The organism is uncultured Boseongicola sp. (assembly GCF_937988555.1).
Lineage (GTDB): Bacteria > Pseudomonadota > Alphaproteobacteria > Rhodobacterales > Rhodobacteraceae > Boseongicola.
Genome location: NZ_CALJXO010000220.1, coordinates 1 through 19,216, shown reverse-complemented (window position 1 = coordinate 19,216; position 19,216 = coordinate 1). Strand labels below are relative to the sequence as shown.

The following is a 19,216-nucleotide window of genomic DNA, read 5'->3' as shown; positions in this document are numbered from 1 at the left end:
AACTTCAGATATTGAAGTGGAACTGAACGGGTCGGTATCCAATTATCTCAACATATCTAGATTAACCAAAAGAGGGGCTGCAAATGAAACAAGAACGCAAACCAACAACGGCGAAGGTGAACGGGCAACTTTGGGGCGCCCGTGCGCGCGACTGGGCAGAGATTCAAGAGCGATCCTGCCTCCCCGTTTATCACGAAGTCCTAAAGCGTGCAGAAGTCGGCAGTACAACCCGCTATTTGGATGTGGGTTGCGGTTCTGGAATGGCCGCCGGTTTGGCGGCAGACCTTGGCGCCGAAGTATCCGGCATTGATGCCTCCGAAGCCTTGTTGATGATCGCGAAGGAACGAACAAGTAAAGCCGATTTTCAACTTGACGATCTGGAAAATATTCCTTTTTAAGATGATAGTTTCGACGTCGTTACTGGATTCAATTCATTTCAGTACGCTGGAAACCCTGCGCTGGCGTTGGGGCAAGCCCGACGAGTCACGAAACCTGGCGGAACCGTGGCTATAGTGACTTGGGGCAACCCCGAAGGCATGGACGCCGCGTCGTTGGTGGCAGTCTTAAAACCGCTTCTGCCACCGCCGCCGCCCGGCGCACCCGGCCCCTTTGCTCTGTCTGATGAGAGCACACTAAGGGAATTTGCCTCCAGCGCAGGATTGACGCCGACTGATGTATTTGATGTCGATGGCGTATGGATTTATCCAGATCTGGACACTGCAGTCCGCGGCATGTGCTCGGCTGGGGTCGCGGTAAAGGCAATGGAGCACTCTGGCGACGAGGTTGTGAGGTCTGCCTATGCCGCCGCTTTCGCACCGTTTCTGCAATCCGATGGCACTGTCCGGGTCGGTGCAAGTTTTCGGTGCTTGATTGCTCAACCGTAACAGTCAAACCATTGGTACTCAGGGTAGGTTTGGGCTTATTCTGTTGAAAAAATCCAGTTTCGGGCCTGGCGGACAGATTTTTTCGCCATACAGGTCGATTAGTTTATTTTGGTAAGGGGATCGGCCAAATCAAGCCTCCCGGGTTGCCAACGATCCCATATCTCTGACTTCTGCTTGTCTGTAAAAAATACTCGGGGACGATACTTCATGCCTAACACTCCATCTTTCCAAAAAGGCTAAAGTGTTGCGTCGACCGATTGAAACCGCAGGACAGAACGGACATTTGATTCTGCAAGATATCCCCAGCGATATTGTTCTCACCATAACAGCCAATACGCTTACGCAGACGCTTCGCTTCACGGGTTGATCATTTTCATAAACTGTTCCGGAACCTGATCGGTGCTAAGTTCTTCTTGCTCTTCGGCATCGTGAACGAAAGCGACGAGGTCGGCGAGCTCTTCCCCTGTTAGGTTGATGAATTAGCCCAATTGATCTTCTTGCATCAGAACCATCGCCGGCGCGCCCCGCCACATTCTGGCTGCAAATTCAAAGGCATTCATCGGGCTGGGCATGTCTGCGGCATCAAGGCTCGGGCCAACTTCGCCGCCGACACCATTGATCGAGTGGCAAACCACGCAACCTTTTTCCAGAAAGACTTCACGGCCCCGGTGGGAACTCATCGGTGGCATGACCAAACCAATACTTGTCATAAAGCTATTCAGCCGCTCTCGCTGCTCGTCGGTCATCTCATCAATCACACCGAAATCATGCTCGTGCTCGTGACTGCTGTGCATTTCGCGCATGGTCTCAAGGGGTTCGTCGTGGCCCCCAGTCATGATCTCCGGCTGGATACAATGCGGTTGGCGCTAGCGCAAATACGACAGCGCTTGCCAACGAAAATATTGGGACTGGTCTTCCAAGCATTTCGATCTCCTTTGGCCGGGCAACGCGAGGCCATTGCCAACGCATTGCGCTTCTAGCCGATCATTTGTGTCTACGCGCTCAAGGGCCAAACATCCTTGATTTAAATCAGTCCGTACCGCGGCGACTTGTGCCCTAGGAATTATCAGAAGAAACCAGCTGGGGTGCGAGCGCTGCACGCTCATTCTCCTCTACGGCTAAAGAATTGTGAGGCCAGTATACTGGACCTCGTTCGCCCGAGGAGAGCGGCAACCGCAAACACACCATGTCGTTCGCTGCGTGGCAGCACCCGGGGACCGGATGAACGACCGCTCTGCGGGGACGAAGCGGTCTTTGCATATGGGAATTTGGATTGATCGCCGGTCATTTTCCGGCGATCTGGCGTTCAAAGTCTTGAGCGTCAAAAAAACCTCGGCAGCGACTGACTAACATGTCGCCGTCGAGTTCCCATTCGTGCCAGCCAGGCAAAGAGACGAAATTTCCTGTATCGGTGTGATGACCTTCGAGCGTCCAGATGAATACGGCCCTGTCTCCGGCGTGACGAGTTTCATGACATCGCACAACCAGACCAGGGAAGGTCGCCAGCAATCCCTTAGCGTTGTCAGCTATTTCTGCTCGACCCACATGTGTTTCCCCATCGTTAACGGTGATGGTCCCGTTTTCTGAAAATAATTCTGCAATCTTGTCCGGCTTCCCCTCAGTCCAAGCAGCGGCATGCTCAATTGCCATCCTTCCAACCCTCCTCGCCTTTTCGGTCATCCTGCCTCTCTCCTGCTGGGGTACTCATACCTTGAATATACCTCAAACGGCTCCGAGCAGGAACCAAACGTGAGCCACGCCGTCTTTTTCGTCATGCCAGCATTGGGCGTGAACCGGCCGTTCTTTGAGCGCTGTTCGCGGGTCCGCTATTTGGAAACGCGGTCGTCGTGATCTCTAACGTGTCAGACTTGGAAAGCCACCTATCACACGGCGTAGCCATTCACGTGCTTCCGGGATCACCACTTCCAATTGGGGCAAATCGTTAACGCAAAGAAATTTAATCTCAGGTCTGTTGGCACTTTGCAAAAGCGCCCATGTTTCGGCTGGAGGGCAACCAATTCCCTGCCCGCTCTCAATGTGTAGATGATCATCTACTGTATGAATAACGGCGCTCTCGTCTATAATGGAGCGGTGATTATGCAGGCCTTGAGGCAGGAACTGGCTCAGGTCACGAAAACGATGTTTGATATTTTCAATGAAGGCATCCGAGTGCTGATCAAACAACTGCGCCATGACTGTGCGTCTGAGTGGATGGACAACATGGGCTGAAGAGAAAAGCCTGCCCGCATTAAACCCCGCCATGCGAGCTGCGTTTATCTGCATGAAATGATTGAATTTTGCTGGATCCTTCCTCATATCGGGCTCGTGAAGCAATGCGCTGTAGTCGACCCATTGTCCGCGCAGAACAGGCGAAAAGCCCCTAAAAACATCTATCGGAAGCAGCGGTGCGGAGAGAAATACATCGTCGTTAAAATACATGAAGCGCTCGCTGAGCCCATCAATCCTCCACATCATACTTTCAATTGCCAGAGAGTTGAATGTTGGAAGAACTGCGCTGAAGTCTTCGAAGATATCGCGGTGAAACACGAAGCTAACCTTGGCGCGTAGGGCGTCGGAAAGTACGGATAGATTTGGGGTCTCGCTATCGACAACGATCCAGATTTTTCGCGTCCAGGGTGCGAAGTTTTCGATGGATTGTAGGCAATACAGGATTTCATCATTGTTACCCCATCGATGAGGGTTAGTCGCGTTCTCATGAAGCGTACTGCCAGATGCTGCCATGTATTGGGAGCGTTTACGCTGGTGAGAGACCGTGTTCCCATCGACCCAAGTAATGACGGCATCAATGGGATCAGTGTTGATATCTAAAGTATTGATCAATTTATCTGCATGCCCATTCGTAGAAGACCCTTACATAGGTCTCGTCGCCGTAGATGGTAGAACATAATATCTTTCAGCGGTGCAAGTTCGCCTTTCTTGGCGCCGTGTTTGGCTTGTCTTATGATTTCCCTATCGATCTGCAAAGATTGAGCCATTGCTCGCGCTGCCATCTAAGGTGGGCATATACGAAGGCATTCTGTCGTCGTTGAAGTACCCGGTGTTATCTCATCGAGAGCGGTAAAGAATGTGGCTCAGCGTGAACTACAAAAAGTTCAAGGATGCCGACGCAAAGATAGCCGCACCGTCGCGCCCTGCCGTGATGGGCCCAATCCTGACCTTTGCTGTTTTTCGCGCCTGCGGACAACACGGACTTTGATACAGCGAAGGTGCGACACTCAATGCCGCTGCAAAATATCTGAAATCAGGCCCCAAAAGATCACGAACCAATGTGGCCCTTCGGCGACTTAGCCTTTCAAGCTGGTCATTCGCAGATAGGGAAGAACAGCTGTGAAGTCGCCAAATTTCTCTTTGGCTTCTGTGTCGCTAACAGCGGTCGGTATCACCACATCATCACCGACATTCCAGTTGGCGGGTGTTGCGACACCTCGGCTGGCAGCCGTTTGCAGGCCGTCGAGCGCGCGTAGGACCTCTGCAAAATTACGGCCCACGTTCATAGGATAGGTCATGGACAACTTCATCTTTTTATCCGGCCCGATGATGAAAACAGATCGCACGGTCTGACTATCGTTCGGTGTGCGGCCATCTGGCAGATAGGCATCTGCCGGCAACATGTCGAAGGCTTTTGAAACTGCCAAACCTTCATCTGCGATGATCGGGAAGCCGGCAGGGGCGCCCCCAACTTTCTCAATATCGCCTTTCCACTTCTTGTGATCCTCAACACCATCTACGGAAACACCAATTACCTTGGTGCCGCGCTTGGCCCATTCATCGGCCAGTTGAGCGACTGCCCCGAATTCTGTTGTACAAACCGGTGTGAAGTCCTTGGGATGTGAAAAAAGGATTGCCCAGCTATCGCCAATCCAGTCATGCAGACCAAAGGTGCCCTGGTCTGTTTCGACGGTGAGGTCGGGAATAGTGTCGTTGATGCGCAGGCTCATAGCGTTGCTCCAATGTAGGAATTTCCACACAAGGCCAATCGATTCACCCTGAATCGATTGGCTGAATGTCCAAAAGCTTACGCATGCCGACGGCGTCTTTGCAAGAATTGCCGGTTTGGATGCGAACGCATGGTGCTGCCAGACGAATCCGAACGCGTCTCTGAATGGGCAGAGACAACGCCACTCGGCAAGATGTGTTGCCGGGACGTCGCCTAAGATAAAAATCAGGCGTCAGATTGCCTCTTGGTTCACTCGCTTTATCAATGCCGCGCCCGTTTCCTTGCGTTCGCTGTAGCGCTCTACCAGATAATCAGACCGACCACGTGTCAGCAGTGTGAATTTTACCAATTCCTCCATAACATCGACCATGCGATCGTAGTTAGGCGATGGCTTCATGCGGTCGTTATCGTCAAATTCAAGAAAGGCTTTCGGGGTCGAGGATTGATTGGGGATTGTTATTAGCCGCATCCACCGACCAAGTACCCGTAACTGATTGAGGGTGTTGAAGCTTTGCGAACCGCCACAGACTTGCATCACTGCAAGCGTTTTGCCTTGGGTCGGGCGCACGGCCCCTAAAGAAAGCGGAATCCAGTCGATTTGCGCCTTCATGATACCTGTCATTGCCCCATGGCGTTCGGGAGAACACCAGACCATGCCTTCGCTCCAGCTGACCAGATCGCGCAATTCCTGCACTTTGGGGTGGGATGCGTCGGCATCGTCGGGCAAAGGCAAGCCGCTGTGGTTAAACGTCTTGGTATCTGCCCCCAGGCGCGTCAGAACCCGCGCCGCTTCTTGGGTCATCAATCGACTAAATGATCGGTCCCGAAGTGAGCCATAGAGCAACAAAATGCGCGGTGGGTGGTCTGGGTCACCTTTGGAAAACAAACGAGCAGAGTCGATGCTATGGAAGTGCTCTTCTACGATGTTGGGTGTGTCAGTCATGTGAGGGTCTCTCGGTTCTTTGAAATAGCGTCAATGAGGCCTTCCAGCGCTTGATCCAGTTGCGCGTGCACACAGCCGATGTTCAGCCGCCCGAAGCCTGCACCGCCCTCGCCGAACGCGATGCCGCGAGTAATGGCCCATCCTGCGTCTTGTCGCAGAAACAAGGCCAACTTCTCAGGCTCTAAGGCCAAGGCGCGAAAATCCAACCAAAGCAAGAAAGTTCCATCCGGCTCAATCAATGTGACCTCAGGTACATCGGCAATCCGTTCCCGTACCAGGGCTAGGTTGGCCTCGATATACGCATTGACAGCATCAAGCCACGGGCCGCCATGCAGATAAGCGGCCTCCATCGCAACGCTTGCGAAGGCGTTGTTTTTGTTCACTGTTAGGCGACTGTTTTCTGCGGCGAAAGCGTCGCGGCGCGCATGATCGGGCACAACTGTAAATGCACTACAACATGCCGCGATGTTAAAGCTCTTGGCGGGTGACAGGCAGGTAATGCTGTTTAGTGCGTCATCATGCGACACCGAAGCAAACGGAGTATACGCGCGGCCCACGAAGGTGACGTCCCCATGGATTTCATCCGACACAACGACAACGCCGTGCTTTCGGCAAATCGTACCGAGTTGTGCCAATTCTAATTTGGACCAGACACGACCTACTGGATTATGGGGGTTACATAAAAACAGCATTTTCACGCGAGGATCAGCGGCGCATGTCTCTAGTCCCCCCAAATCCATTTCGTAGCGTCCATCGGACAAGACCAACGGATTAGTAACCATGCGGCGGCCGTTCTCTGCGATGATGTCCGCAAAATCGAAGAAGACCGGAGGTTGGACGATGATCCCGTCCCCATGATCCGAAAACAGGCTGGCTGCCATAGACAGGCTGTTGAGCACATTGGGCGCGCGCAGAATATGATCTGGGTTCACAGACCAGCCGTGTCGCAGTTTCAGCCAATCCACAAGCGCGGGCATTAGCCCATCCGGCACGGTTTCATACCCAAAAATTCCATGAGCAGCCCGGTTCTCCAATGCGGCGAGCACCGCAGGTGGTGCGCGAAAATCCATGTCGGCAACACCGGCAGGAAACAGGTCCATTCCATCTGCACCAAGAACCATACGGTGCACTTTGAGGGCTGGAACTTCCCGCCGGTCAAACACCTCATCAAAATCAAAACGTTCAGTCATTTTTTTCGTCTTCCAGTAGCCACCCAAAAAACCAAGTCGCCAAAACTGCAGCGACGAGTTGCACAGCAATAAAAGCGATCACATCTGTGGGTGCGATCCCTGCAAAGGTGTCTGAAAATCCGCGTGCGATCGTGACTGCCGGGTTCGCAAACGACGTAGATGACGTGAACCAATAGGCAGCCGTGATGTATAGACCCACAGCCATAGGCACCGCTGCAGGCCGCGCCTTGATGCAGGCTAGGATGGTGCCGACCAAACCAAAGGTCGCCACGAATTCGCCGACCCACTGGCCGATACCGCTGCGGGTGGTGGCTGAGGGATCGATCAGTGGGTGTTCAAACATGACATGTGCTGCAAGCACGCCCACGATGCCGCCAATCACCTGCACGATCACGTAGAGCCCGGCATCGCGCTTTTTGATTTCGCGCCGCATGGCAAAGCTAAGCGTCACCGCAGGATTGAAATGCGCGCCGGATATCGGACCGAAGATGGTGATTAAAACCACAAGGATCGCACCGGTTGGTATCGTATTGCCCAAGAGTGCAATCGCTACGTTCCCGTCGGCCAACCGCTCGGCCATAATTCCTGAACCTATGACCGTTGCAAGCAATGAAAAAGTGCCCAGCCATTCGGCCATCAGCCGTCTTTCTAGTGACATTTTGTGTCCCTTAGGGCGCGGGCTGCTGCAATTTTGGCTGCTGGCACATCGGTGAGCATCACGATGACGGCAGACGATCCGAGCATTTGGTCTGCCCGCACCGAGCCAAGCGCGTGGTTTCCCGATGAATAGTTGACGGTGCCACGCGCACGTTCTTCGTACGTTAGGTTCAATACCCGGTTGTAAGCGCCGCGGATTTTGAACGCGCCGGTGCGTTGGAAGTTCTCGGCCCTGGGTAAGGATCGCTCACCAAGCACGGCGTCAACGTCTTCATTTTCTAGCACAGGGGCTCGAACGACTAAGTCGTCAAGCGCGGTTGCCACATAGTGTAGGTCGTCAAGGAATACGGGGTATGCGCACATGCTTAAACCGCGCGGGGTCGGGCATCGGATGCAATCTGAAGCATCGCATCGCCGCACACGACCTGTGCCATCGCCCGCCTGCACAAAGCGATCCCCTCATGGGGCGACGTTATAATTTCTGGCTCTGACTGCGCCGTATCGGGATGGTGAATACGTCCAACAACTTCGCCAATGGACACCTCTTCTCCGATAGACTTAAGCGGCTCGAAAAGGCCCGCCGTATAGGCAAAGATTGACCCCTGCACATTCAGCTCGCGCGTGCCCTGCGCTGTATCTGGCCTATAGCTTGGCAACATATCCAACGCATGTAGAACGCGGTGCAATCCATGCTCAGCGCGTAGCAAAATATCAGGCGTAACCTCGCCGTCGCCGCCAAGTTCAGCCATGACGTTGATCACGCCATTGCGGTTGGCTGCGCTCATCGCAGTGTGCGCTGTGCTGGTGCGCCCGCCACCACTTTTAAAGACCCAAGCATAAGGCAAATCATCTTCTATGGGAGACGTCCGCAAGCCGGCCTGTGCGGCAGGAAAATTCACCATCGGCAGCAGGATCAATTGACCGCTAAGATCAGCATGCTCCAGTTTTCGTGCAAGGTTGGATACTGCAATCTGCCCTTCGTATTCGTCTCCATGATTGCCAGCCATAATCAAGAGCGTCGGCCCATCGCCATTCTTGATGGAAACGACAGGCACGGGTATCCAGCCGTATGCTGATCGATGCACCGAATGTGGCACGCGCAGAAATCCAGAGTGTTTACCGCTTGCCTCGAAGTCCACCTCGGACGTGATTAAAGTTCCGGCCACATGTGTCTCCTCGCTTCACAGTTCGGTAAACGCCGAAATAATTTGGGGCTAATTCAGCAGTCGCGCCTTGTCAAGTTTCGTTATTTCGGGCAATACCGAAATATGAAGCAGACCGACGCAATTGAAGCCCTTGCAGCCCTCGCGCAACCAACCCGAATTTCCGCGTTTCGCTTGCTCGTCAGGGTTGGCCCCGAGGGATTGCCTGCTTTGGAAATTTCCCGGCAACTGGGCACGAAACCATCGACGTTGTCCGGCCACCTGTCGATCCTTAAACGCGCTGGCGTCCTTGTTGCCACGCGCCATCAGCGCGAGATTCACTACGCTGCCAATCTTGCTACTGTGAACGCCCTGGTGCAATTCCTGATAGCGGACTGTTGTGGCGGCAAGATAGAAAACTGCACGGAAATTCTTTCTCTACTTGATGGTTAGGAAGCGCGCGAAAGCAGACATCCAACAGTTGATTTTAGACGTCAGCTAGATCCGGAGGCTGTGTGAAAACTCCCGCAACTTTGCCTAAATGATGGAATGGTTTCCGTATTCGGTACGGAGGGTGTCCATGGCGCAATTTATCGAAGATGTTGCCCGTCATCAGACGATGTTGCTGCCTTCACATCTCGACGACGTCGGTGAGAGCAACCCTGTCCGCGCCATTGATGCCTTCGCAGACATGCTTGATCCTGCTGCGCTTTGCTTCAGTACGCGACCTGCTGCCACGATTGGCCTGGTTTTCACCTGGTGCTGATGCTTCGAGTTTCCCTTTTCGGATATCTCAATCACGGGCAGCCATCGCGGTGGGTGGAGCGTGAGTGTGGCCGCAATCTATAGCTCATTTGCCTGATGGGGCGGTTTAAGGGTCGTGAATGCCAAGACGAAGAACGACACACCCGGCAAGCTGCGCCAGAGGTGCTGTCAGATGCATGCGAACCAGTCTTCACTAGCGATCGCTCTGCCCCTACCCGCCTCAAGCCATTTGCGGCTGACGGCGCCGGTGGAGGTATTGTGTCCAGCGTTTGGACAAAAGCAAGAAAGGCAGGGAAACGAACCCTGCTGAGCGAAACAAACCCCTTTAAGGTCAAAGTTTTGCCGCGTTCTGGGAATTGATTAGGGATCAAGCACCGAGGCAGTGTATTTGCCTGAAGTGTTTGGAAAAGGGGCCGCCCTCGACGGACGACCCCCAGCACTCAAATCACTCGTTACTACAAGCACCAGTGTCGCCCATAGAGGCGGCACTTTTGCGACGCTCGCGGACTCATTCCAAGGTATCTTTGTGGAGCATGCGGTCTTTTTGTGACCGGACTATCCGGCAATTGGTTCCAATGCCCCTATTTTTTGTTTTGGGGGTGTCGCGGGTCGGAGTTGTGCAATCGCGCTGTGGGGTGCTTTTCGGCGTCACGACCCTTGAAGGTGGTTGATGGCTCGGAACGAGCCTAGAGTTCATGCCTGTGACCGCAGCTGCAAAATTCTTTCAGTTTTTTGGGCCGATTGAGAAATAATCGTTGGATACAGCCGAAGCGTCACATCTATTTTATGGGCACCGACACCTCCGCCACACCCGCGCCTTCTAACTCGTGGAGGTTTCTGTCAGGGGCAATCTGTACACTCGCATCCTCGCAGCCCTGTAACGGCTACGTGCCCAAAAGGCTTGATTGGCGCTCCAAACAGCGACCACGTGGAGGTTAGAGTTGGTTGCTTTAGGAATATTGGCCGAATTACCCCAACCAGAAAACGGCGCAATTTCACCCTACGCACCCCGATTTTAAACCATGTGACGCGCGGGCGAATACAAGTGGCGCACGATAATAATTCGTATGCCACCACGCGCACATATCCGCCCCATTGGTTTATTATGTTAACTTGCGCGAGACTGTTCTCGTCGTTTGAGTCCGACGGCTTCGTCAGCTTCGGTGCAGGTTACCGCATCTACAACACGCCTGACATTCAGTGGTCAGTTCAAGCCGGTCCCGGTTACCGCTTCGCCAAATTCAGCGACGTGGCTTCGGCCGACGTTAGCGAAGGCGCGGTTGGTTTTGCCTCTGACTATGCACACAAGCTGAACGACACCGTGTTCGTGACCAACGACACGGACATGATCACTTCGAGCAGCGACACCGTGGCCTTCAACGATCTCGCGCTGAACGTTTCCATGACTGATGCGATGGCGCTCCGTACGAGCATTCTGACCGAATACCACACCGATCCCGAAGCTGGTTTTAAAAGCACGGACAATCCATTCGGTGTGTCGCTGGTCTACTCGCTTAACTAAGACCACACGTTCCCTCGTAAAGGCGGATCAGCAAACTCAGGGCGGCAGAGCAATCTGCCGCCCCTTTCACTTGGCCTATCGAATGAGTTCACATCGGCGCTGAGTTCATTTCTCATGCCGTCAGGGACTGGATTGAAGCTGTCGGCGATGGCGCGTTCGGGTTTTGGACGGCTTTAAGGGATGTCTTCCCCACCACGCGCGAGCAGCGCTGCTGGGTCCATAAGACAGCTAACGTCACCGGTGCGATGCCCAAGTCTATAAGGGAGAAAGCAAAGGCTGATTTGCAGGACATTTGGATGGCTGAGACCAAGAAAGAGGCTATCGCGGCCATCGATCTCTTCGTGGAAACCTACGGCGTGAAATCCGAGCGCGCGGTCAAGAAACTGACCAAGGATAGCGACGTGTTGCTAACCTTTTATGACTTTCCGGCTGAGCATTGGAAGCACATCAGAACACCGGCCCGATCGAAAGCGTCTTTGCCACGGTTCGAAACCGCACATGCAAGACTAAGGGATGCCTGACCCGAAAGACCGCCCTCGCTATGGTCTTCAGGCTGAGGATGCCAGCCAAGAAGAAGTGGCGAAAGATATCCGGGCCAAATCGCCTGCCAGACGTCATCCAGGGGGTTGAGTTTAAGGACGGGATCAAGCACCTTTAAAATGCCGCCTAATCACGCCGTCACCAACTTTTGAGCATAACTCAATTTGAGCCTGATAGTAGCAAAGGAGAGATCATGACATTGAACCTAGATGACATGTCGGCGAAACACTTACGAAAACACGCAATAGAGGTTGCCAAAGCTCTTGTGCGAAAAGAAGCTTCAAGAGCAAATGACTTGCGTAAAAAGGTCGTCGACTATGCCAAACAGCTTGGCTCTTCTATTGGAGAGCGGTTCAGTAAAGATGACGTAGCGCTCGAAATTGAAGACACGACGACAAAGTCAGAGCCTGCTGCGGCCAAAAAATCAGAAAAGAAACCGAAGTATGTTGAAGCCGACGGAACGCCAAGGCAGCGACTTGGGAAGTGGTCGGAAAAGTACACAAAAGACCAATTGGAAAAATTGAAGCAGAAATAGAGACGTTCGTTCAGGAGCATTCCCGTCTGTGGGGACGCCCTGGGACGCAGAGCACGCTCCCATGCAGCTTGATCGGAGAACGTGGCTCGATAGCAGTCCCGCCCCGGGTCCTTGAGACCAATGTGCACAAGTCGCGAATAGGAAAGTCACCCGGCCCTTTTGCCGCGCGGGGGCCACGCTTTGCGTCAAGAGCGGCAGTTCGGCTAGCTTTGAAGACGTCCCGACTGGAGAGGATGTCCCCCACTCAACCAAGTTTTCTCGGACACCATAGGTGACACGTCTGCACTGGGATGAGGCGGCAACGAGAGTTGCCACTCAATTTTGCCTTTTGCAGACAATTTATTTTCATTTTTGACCTGCATCGTGACACGCACACTCACGCTTGCCGAGAGCTAAGTGCAGGTCTTTACGCTTTGGCGCTATATGGAATTGTGTGGGCTGCAGACAGTCACCGCTGGGTGCGTGAAGGTCAGACCTGATTGCCGGCGCTTCGTACGACGTTGAAGGCCCGATTGGCGGTTGAACCTGTTTAAAGAAACACTACATCTTTTTTTGACTAAAACATCCGATGAGGGTCTCCAAATGTCGACGTACTCCCCCCCCCAAACCTGGATATGGGACGATGAAAATGGGGGTGTATTCGCCAGTATCAATCGGCCAATCGCCGGGTCGACACATGAAAAGGCGCTGCCCGTTGGCAAGCATCCTTTGCAGCTTTACTCCCAAGGGACACCAAACGGCGTTAAAGTTACCGTTCTTCTGGAAGAACTGCTTGCGGCAGGCCACGACGCTGAATACGACGCGTGGCTGATCCGGATTAACGACGGAGATCAGTTCGGGTCTGGCTTTGTTGAGCTGAACCCCAATTCAAAAATTCCTGCACTAATGGATCACAGCACTGGCAGTCGTGTCTTTGAATCCGGTGCAATCCTGCTGTATCTTGCAGAGAAATTCTCCGCATTCCTCCCTGCCTCGGGCCCAGGTCGAACCGAAGCGCTTAACTGGCTCTTCTGGCTGCAGGGTTCAGCCCCCTATCTTGGCGGTGGCTTCGGTCATTTCTACGCCTATGCACCTGAAAAATTTGAGTACCCTATCAACCGCTATTCGATGGAAGTTAAGCGGCAGCTTGACGTTCTGGACCGGAACCTTTCATCGCGTCGCTATCTTGCGGGCAACGAATACACCATCGCAGACATGGCAACCGCCCCGTGGTATGGCCGCACAGTACAAGGGTTTTCTTACAACGCGGGCGAATTTCTGGACGTCGACATCTACAAGAATGTGATCCGTTGGATGGACGAAATCTCAGAACGTCCGGCCTACAAGCGGGGTGCAATGGTGAACCGAACGTCAGGCGCCCCTGAAGAGCAATTGCGCGAACGCCACGCCGCCAGCGATTTCGACACCAAAACCCAAGACCAAGTTGGCTAAGCACTTTCAGGCGAATTATAATACGGGTTCTATCGGACGCTCTTATTTCATGATGTAGCGCGATTGTTTTTGACGCTCTGAAAGCATTGCAGCCATCACATCGGTGGTGAAGGAATAGAGTTCATAAACGTCGAGGACGAAGGGGCGTCCTTCAGTGTCGTCTGTCGTGTGCTTGCTATGCGCGCATCCGTTGGCCCTTTTCTACGGAACTCGGCTCCACGCCGCGTCATCCGAACGCGCGGCACGGTAGAGTTTGGTGCCACCGTTGCGCCGGACTTCGCGACTGATTGTCGAAGGTGACCGCTTCAAGGCTCGGGCGATTGAGCGCAAGGACACCTTCGCACGCAGGCCTCTGGATATCTCTTCTCGGTCGATCAGGGTCAGAGCGAGACGCGACCTCATGCGATCAGGTGGGCGGATGCCGCCAGTGCGCGCAAGCAGCGGATAAATCGAGGATGATCCCCGATCAAAACCGCGTCCAATCGAACTCATCGACTCTGAGCGTTGCCAACGATCCCATATCTCTGACTTTTGCTTGTCGGTAAAAAATACTCGGGGACGATACTTCATGCTCCACACTCCATCTTTCCAAAAAGACTAAAGTGTTGCGTCGAGCGATTGAACCCGCAGGACAGCCGTTGTTGGAAGCACGTCTACCAACGGCCGGTGCTGGCGCACAGCGGAGATGCGATTATAGTCTGCCAAGTTGATTGCTGAGCGAGCAGTAGTTGTTCCAGCATCGTTTCTTAAAAAGGACACAGTGATGTGAATTCCGACCTTAAGCACTGGATCAACGCAAATCTTCAAAGTCAGAAGGGCAAGACGATCCTTGTTACCGGCGGCAATTCCGGGATCGGCTACTATGCGGCACTCGCTTTGGCGAAGGTTGGTGCAGATGTGATTATCGCAGGACGCAACGCCAAGAGGGTCGACCAAGCGGTTCGAGACATTAAGGCGGAGGGCATCGAAGGTAGCATTAACGCGGGGATCGTTGATCTGGCGAGCCTCAAGTCTGTTCAGGAGTATACAGAGCAGTTTCGTACCAAATATTCCCGTCTAGATGTATTGATCAACAATGCAGGCGTGATGATGCCGCCTGAAGGAGCGACCGAAGATGGGTTCGAGAGTCAGTTCGGCATCAATTTTATCGGGCATTTTGCCTTGACCGGCCGTCTCTATGACATGCTGAAATCCACGCCGGGTTCGCGTGTCGTCACCCTGAGCAGCATTGCACATCGCGGTGCACAGATTGATTTTGACAACCTGCGGCTCGAAAAGCCCTATGACACACGCCGCGAGTATTACCAAAGCAAGCTGGCCGATATTATCTTTACTCTTGAGTTGGGTCGTCGCTCTGACGCAAAAGGCGATGGCGTTTTGTCAGTGGCGTGCCACCCGGGGTTCACTAAAACCGAATTGCAGCGCCATCTGAACCCCTCAATCCTTGGTAAGATGACGTTCATGGAGGCATGGCAGGGGGCTTTGCCAACACTTGTTGCAGCGACGGGCCATGTAAAATCGGGCGATTATTTTGGCCCCGACGGCCCGGGAGAGATGGGCGGTTTTCCGGCACTTGGCGTGATTGACGGCGCAGCGCTTGATGCGGCGGTGGCGGACAGGCTTTGGGCTGTTGGCGAAGATGTGACCGGCGTTGTTTTCCCTTAGACGCGGGCTAACTTTTAACGACGATTGAAAGCAATTGGGTAAAGAACGAGGACCGCAGTGTCAGTTGAACGACGAAGAATAGCGCGCCGCACGATGATCCAAGTTGGGATCGTGACAGGGTTCGGTTTTTTGCCAGCAATGGCTGGCTTGACCGGGATCGCCTTAGCTGCTGAACCTGAAACTGGAAGCGGAGACATGAACATGGATGCCCTGATTGCCGCTCTCAAATCTATAGGAGGGTCGGTATGTCTCGATGCAGCGAGCAAGCTGGAGACGATTAATGCGAATAGCGGCGGCTTTGACCTGCATTTGCGTCGCGCAGAACTGGGCGCGCAGGATGCATTGCTCTTCTCATGCAACCGTAGGCTGCCAATTGAGAGCTTTTCGGCGGTGGCTGAAAACAACGCTCATGGAGCAAGTCTTCCGCATTGCGAAGCGAAAGTGGGAAGCGGACGTACATCATCACCGCCAGGCGGATTGCCCCAGCGTGTTTTAAAGCAATGAAACGGGCTGCGTTTTGTCATTCTACGAAGCTGGATCGTTGCCCTGCCCGTCTCAGGTCAATTTCCTCTGACAAAGTCATTCGCGCTGATTGGAAGGAAATGCGGGGATGCGAGCTCGACGAAGATGATGTTCACATTTGGACCGAAGGTCAGGAAACAAGGTCGTCGAGGTAGAGCGGCAGCATCTCTCGCCATGTCGGCCAGTCGTGATCATATTGCTCTCCCCAGGCATCGACGCGGTTAGGAATAGCCTTTTCGCCGAGAAGTTCACCTATGCGCCAACTTTCCGCGGGGTTCTCCCAGCGACCTTGGCCAAAAGGCAGCGCGATGAACCGGGATTGAAGCGTCTTGAGAATGGGTCCTTCGAGGTGCGGTAGGAAGGCGAGTGGCGAGGCGAAGTAATACTCGCTGTTGCCTTGAAAATCCAATAGACTTTCCAGATCATAGGTGCCGCTCATCCCCAGCGCAGTATGGAAAAGATGCGGATAGCGACATGTGACTGCCACCGCATTAAACGCTCCTATTGACGCCCCTGCCGCGAGGATTTCGATGTTTTCGTCGTTGCAGTCCGCGCGAATTGCCGGAACCACTTCGTGAGCGACATATTCGTGGAACTGGTTCAGCAGCCAGCAGCGATGCTCAATTGATCCTTCTTTCGACGCAAAAGCAGCGCCGGCAATACTATCGCATGAGTATATTTTGATGCGTCCCTCCGCGAGCAGCGGGCCGAGAACGCGGATCACTTGCATCCGATCGATTTCTTCCGCATCGCCGCCGGCGGTTGGAAATAGGAGCACCGGCTGACCGAAGTCTCCCCAGCGTGCCAGCGCGATCTCACGATGCAGCCGGTCAGAACGCCACCTAGAAACCTTCTTTGTCACCGTGCCGCCCCTCCTGATCGCGCCACAACTGGATCCGGTCCCAGAACAGTTCGGTGAACTCCTCGTGTTCATGTGTAGGGAACAGCGCTTGGACCTTCTGGCGGATAGCATCGCGTAGCTTTTCCGAACCGAAGAAATCGTAGGCCAGTTCGTCGAGGTCACTGAGCTGGTTTTTGCAGAATTTGCGAAACTCTTCGGTTTCAAACCGCTTGTGGGCGATCTTGGCGTATTCGGCCAGCTTCTGCCGTGGGGATCGGTCACTATCGGCAATTTTGAAAAACGGTGCCCATTCCATGTTTTTGTGCATCTGTCGGTCGGTGGCCGCACAGTACAACGACCAGCGCAGGTTAGCCTTAATAAGCCAGGGGAAATGGTAATGTATCGACGTCACCTGACTGTCCGGACATGCGTTCGCAAAATCGATCGGTTGCCAGATCCCGTCGCGCCTTAGCGCTTCGCATGAATTGAATTCCCAACCGAAGAAGGCATTGATCGTCAGTGTCATGTCCTTAAGCGTCTGCTGATCCTCGGCGCTTAGGAAGTTGATGTCCTGACGATAGCGGTCGTGCAACGGAGCGCCGGGATCATAATTCACATGACGGATTTGCGGACCCAGCCCGACGTTGCGCACGAAAAAGTCATGCGGCAAAACGGCTGCCTGCAAGTTCATAACTTCAGTCCCGCTAGCATCATAAGCACGATGCAACTCACTTGCGTTGTCTATCTTCGTAACGCCCTTCCAGCCGCCTCCGTGATAGGGCTTCATGAATAGGGGGTAGCCGATCTTATCTCCAATCTCGTCCAGGTTGAACATACGGGCATATTTGGTCAACGTGGCTTCAAGATCATCAGACGGATCGTAGGCCTTGGGCGGCAGCATCCAGGTCTCGGGCACGGGAAGCCCCAGCCGCAGCATCGCTGCATAACTGGTGTGTTTCTCGTTCGACTGAAGCGACCAAGGGTTGTTGTAGACATAAAGATCATCGATCAGGATAGCTTTCTTGATCCATTCGCGGCTTGTGGAATACCAATGCGTGAGCCGGTCGATCACAACGTCATATTTGACAGGCTGTTGAAGGCTGAATGGCTCGATTGTTATGCGTTCAACAGCGAAGTCTAGCGTCTTTCCGCTAACCTTTAGGCCATCTTTGGTGAGTGCCTCGAACAGGCTTTCATAAGCGATGGGCCAACAAATATCAGCCCCTAGTGAGAGCCCTATGTGCTTTAAGTTCTTAGCCATGGATTCCCCCTGCCTCCAAGCGACACGCAAAGTATTGAGCCGAGTCTATTCGTCCGCCCTAGATTTAAGGACCCAGATCAACGCGTCCCGCAACTGATCCCGCCAGTTGTGCCAATGATGACCGTCCCACGAGCTTTTGAACATGACATCTACGCCGCTATTCCGCAAAAGATCCGCAAGGGCCTCGTTATCATCTGCCAGACCTTCTAGCTCACCGGTCGATATGAAGGCTCTCGTGCCGGTCAGTGCCGGTGCGCGGCGGACGACATCAACCAGTCGGGCGGCGCGGTGGAAAACGACGTGTGGTCGCTTACTCAGTTTCGAAGGGTCCAAGACGAAAGAACCCGATTTTAGGATTAGGCCGCCAAAAACGCCGCGAAATCGAAAGGCCGTCGCCAATGATGCGACGGCACCCAAGCTGGCGCCAAGAAGTATACGTTCTTCGGCTTTCTTCGAAACCGAATAGCTCTCTATCACCGCAGGCAGTAGCTCTCCGGCGACATATCGCGCGTGGCGACGGCCCTTAGGATACTCGCTCATCCGATCATCGGCCTCAATAAGAACTGCTATCAGAGGCGGAATATCACCGGCATCAATCAGATTATCGAGCGAAACAGTGAGGTCGGCATATTCGTCGTAGTCACCACCATCATGTATGACGACAAGTGGATAGGTCTCGTTCGTGTCGTACCCATCAGGTAGGTAAATGCGCTCTGTTCGGGTCCGGCCGAATACCGCACTTTCGATCTTCAGTTCTTCGATGAGGCCATCTGGTGCGCCACGATTTCGGCTCCATTCCGGAGGAGCATATCCGAAGGTCATCGCGACCGAATTCTCACCAAAGGGATCGCCGGCACGATGCGGATTCATGGGGTCAAGAACCCATTCCTCCCCGCCTGGAAACGCCACTTTCAATTTATATTCAAATCGGCCGCCGTCCTGAACTGATACCCTAAGAACCCAAAGATCGCTGCCAGCTAGGCGTTGGAAGACAAGCCGGTCGACGCCCGCATGGATCCACCGAAGCAGTTCCAGCGAAACTGCCTCGCCGCGCCAGAGAAAGGTTAACGCTCCAGGCTCGACAAGCGGTGACACAAGCCCGGATATGAAATAGTTGACGGCGTCGGGCGACATGTCGCCGGTTGTTATAAGTGCTTTAAGGCTCGGGTGCACCGCATCTGGCCTGCCCTCAGGCATACCCGCCTTGTTGCTCTGAGTGTGATTTTTCATAACTGTCCTGGCTGGCCGATGATCAAGTCGCCGTATGCACGCGTAGCTTCAGGCCTCAAGTAAGGGTTTGCGCGGTGCCCCACAATCCCGTCCCTTAGCTAGCACGCACCGCTCAGGCGCCGGTCGTGGA

Annotated in this window: 19 protein-coding genes and 4 pseudogenes; 9 read left to right on the top strand and 14 right to left on the bottom strand. The window is 53.8% G+C overall.

Annotated elements, in window-relative coordinates; all coding sequences use genetic code 11:
- Positions 1-83: 83 nt before the first annotated feature.
- Together Q1B15_RS13285 and Q1B15_RS13280 are read left to right on the top strand one after the other, a co-directional pair.
- Positions 84-500, top strand: a pseudogene (locus tag Q1B15_RS13285) (class I SAM-dependent methyltransferase); the annotation flags it as partial.
- 3 nt (positions 501-503) lie between these two features.
- Positions 504-884 carry a hypothetical protein gene (locus Q1B15_RS13280; RefSeq protein WP_299754309.1) on the top strand — a complete coding sequence of 127 codons (381 nt, stop codon included), beginning with the start codon at positions 504-506 and terminating at the stop codon, positions 882-884.
- A 479-nt stretch (positions 885-1,363) separates the two neighbouring features.
- Here the strand turns inward: Q1B15_RS13280 and Q1B15_RS13275 are convergent, their stop codons facing one another.
- The 9 genes from Q1B15_RS13275 to Q1B15_RS13235 form a co-directional block, all read right to left on the bottom strand.
- Positions 1,364-1,720, bottom strand: coding sequence for a c-type cytochrome (locus tag Q1B15_RS13275; RefSeq protein ID WP_299754307.1), 357 nt, complete (start codon positions 1,718-1,720; stop codon positions 1,364-1,366).
- 448 nt (positions 1,721-2,168) lie between these two features.
- Entirely contained in the window at positions 2,169-2,564 is a 396-nt protein-coding gene (locus Q1B15_RS13270; RefSeq protein WP_299754305.1) for a nuclear transport factor 2 family protein, read from the bottom strand.
- 174 nt (positions 2,565-2,738) lie between these two features.
- Entirely contained in the window at positions 2,739-3,725 is a 987-nt protein-coding gene (locus Q1B15_RS13265; RefSeq protein ID WP_299754303.1) for a Stealth CR1 domain-containing protein, read from the bottom strand.
- 464 nt (positions 3,726-4,189) lie between these two features.
- Positions 4,190-4,843: a peroxiredoxin gene (locus Q1B15_RS13260; RefSeq protein WP_299754301.1), complete on the bottom strand. Its 654-nt coding sequence runs from the start codon at positions 4,841-4,843 to the stop codon at positions 4,190-4,192.
- Between the two features lie 231 nt (positions 4,844-5,074).
- On the bottom strand, positions 5,075-5,785 hold the full coding sequence (gene arsH, locus Q1B15_RS13255) for an arsenical resistance protein ArsH (protein ID WP_299754299.1): 711 nt from the start codon (positions 5,783-5,785) through the stop codon (positions 5,075-5,077).
- Positions 5,782-6,975 carry a PatB family C-S lyase gene (locus Q1B15_RS13250; RefSeq protein WP_299754297.1) on the bottom strand — a complete coding sequence of 398 codons (1,194 nt, stop codon included), beginning with the start codon at positions 6,973-6,975 and terminating at the stop codon, positions 5,782-5,784. The genes arsH and Q1B15_RS13250 overlap by 4 nt, the downstream gene beginning before the upstream one ends.
- Complete coding sequence (locus Q1B15_RS13245; RefSeq protein ID WP_299754295.1) at positions 6,968-7,633, bottom strand: MIP/aquaporin family protein; 666 nt, start codon at positions 7,631-7,633, stop codon at positions 6,968-6,970. Before Q1B15_RS13245 ends, Q1B15_RS13250 begins: the two co-directional genes overlap by 8 nt.
- On the bottom strand, positions 7,624-7,995 hold the full coding sequence (locus Q1B15_RS13240) for a pyridoxal-phosphate dependent enzyme (RefSeq protein ID WP_299754293.1): 372 nt from the start codon (positions 7,993-7,995) through the stop codon (positions 7,624-7,626). The genes Q1B15_RS13245 and Q1B15_RS13240 overlap by 10 nt, the downstream gene beginning before the upstream one ends.
- A gap of 2 nt (positions 7,996-7,997) precedes the next feature.
- Positions 7,998-8,798, bottom strand: coding sequence for a succinylglutamate desuccinylase/aspartoacylase family protein (locus Q1B15_RS13235; protein ID WP_299754291.1), 801 nt, complete (start codon positions 8,796-8,798; stop codon positions 7,998-8,000).
- Positions 8,799-8,900: 102 nt separating this feature from the next.
- Here Q1B15_RS13235 and Q1B15_RS13230 point away from each other — a divergent pair, with 102 nt between their 5' ends.
- The 6 genes and pseudogenes from Q1B15_RS13230 (at position 8,901) to yghU (ending at position 13,567) form a co-directional block, all read left to right on the top strand.
- On the top strand, positions 8,901-9,227 hold the full coding sequence (locus Q1B15_RS13230) for a helix-turn-helix domain-containing protein (protein WP_299754289.1): 327 nt from the start codon (positions 8,901-8,903) through the stop codon (positions 9,225-9,227).
- Positions 9,228-9,354: 127 nt separating this feature from the next.
- The gene (locus tag Q1B15_RS13225) at positions 9,355-9,540 is read left to right on the top strand and encodes a hypothetical protein (RefSeq protein ID WP_299754287.1); all 186 of its coding nucleotides are present in this window, start codon (positions 9,355-9,357) and stop codon (positions 9,538-9,540) included.
- Positions 9,541-10,584: 1,044 nt separating this feature from the next.
- On the top strand, positions 10,585-11,061 hold the full coding sequence (locus Q1B15_RS13220) for a DUF481 domain-containing protein (protein ID WP_299754285.1): 477 nt from the start codon (positions 10,585-10,587) through the stop codon (positions 11,059-11,061).
- Between the two features lie 137 nt (positions 11,062-11,198).
- A pseudogene (locus Q1B15_RS13215) lies at positions 11,199-11,719 on the top strand (transposase); the annotation flags it as partial.
- A gap of 75 nt (positions 11,720-11,794) precedes the next feature.
- Positions 11,795-12,136 carry a hypothetical protein gene (locus Q1B15_RS13210; protein WP_299754283.1) on the top strand — a complete coding sequence of 114 codons (342 nt, stop codon included), beginning with the start codon at positions 11,795-11,797 and terminating at the stop codon, positions 12,134-12,136.
- 582 nt (positions 12,137-12,718) lie between these two features.
- The gene (gene yghU / locus Q1B15_RS13205; RefSeq protein ID WP_299754281.1) at positions 12,719-13,567 is read left to right on the top strand and encodes a glutathione-dependent disulfide-bond oxidoreductase; all 849 of its coding nucleotides are present in this window, start codon (positions 12,719-12,721) and stop codon (positions 13,565-13,567) included.
- A gap of 264 nt (positions 13,568-13,831) precedes the next feature.
- Here yghU and Q1B15_RS13200 read toward each other — a convergent pair.
- Positions 13,832-14,137, bottom strand: a pseudogene (locus Q1B15_RS13200) (helix-turn-helix domain-containing protein); the annotation flags it as partial.
- A gap of 195 nt (positions 14,138-14,332) precedes the next feature.
- Between Q1B15_RS13200 and Q1B15_RS13195 the strand changes: the two are divergent.
- Positions 14,333-15,232, top strand: coding sequence for an oxidoreductase (locus Q1B15_RS13195; protein ID WP_299754279.1), 900 nt, complete (start codon positions 14,333-14,335; stop codon positions 15,230-15,232).
- Between the two features lie 403 nt (positions 15,233-15,635).
- Here the strand turns inward: Q1B15_RS13195 and Q1B15_RS13190 are convergent.
- From Q1B15_RS13190 to Q1B15_RS13175, 4 genes and pseudogenes are all read right to left on the bottom strand, one after another.
- Positions 15,636-15,756: pseudogene (locus Q1B15_RS13190) on the bottom strand (IS6 family transposase); the annotation flags it as partial.
- A 128-nt stretch (positions 15,757-15,884) separates the two neighbouring features.
- Positions 15,885-16,616, bottom strand: a complete 732-nt coding sequence (locus Q1B15_RS13185) for an alpha/beta hydrolase-fold protein (protein WP_299754277.1) — start codon at positions 16,614-16,616, stop codon at positions 15,885-15,887.
- Positions 16,597-17,856, bottom strand: coding sequence for a hypothetical protein (locus Q1B15_RS13180; protein ID WP_299754275.1), 1,260 nt, complete (start codon positions 17,854-17,856; stop codon positions 16,597-16,599). Before Q1B15_RS13180 ends, Q1B15_RS13185 begins: the two co-directional genes overlap by 20 nt.
- Positions 17,857-17,901: 45 nt before the next feature.
- Positions 17,902-19,086: an alpha/beta hydrolase-fold protein gene (locus Q1B15_RS13175; RefSeq protein WP_299754273.1), complete on the bottom strand. Its 1,185-nt coding sequence runs from the start codon at positions 19,084-19,086 to the stop codon at positions 17,902-17,904.
- Between the last annotated feature and the right edge of the window lie 130 nt (positions 19,087-19,216).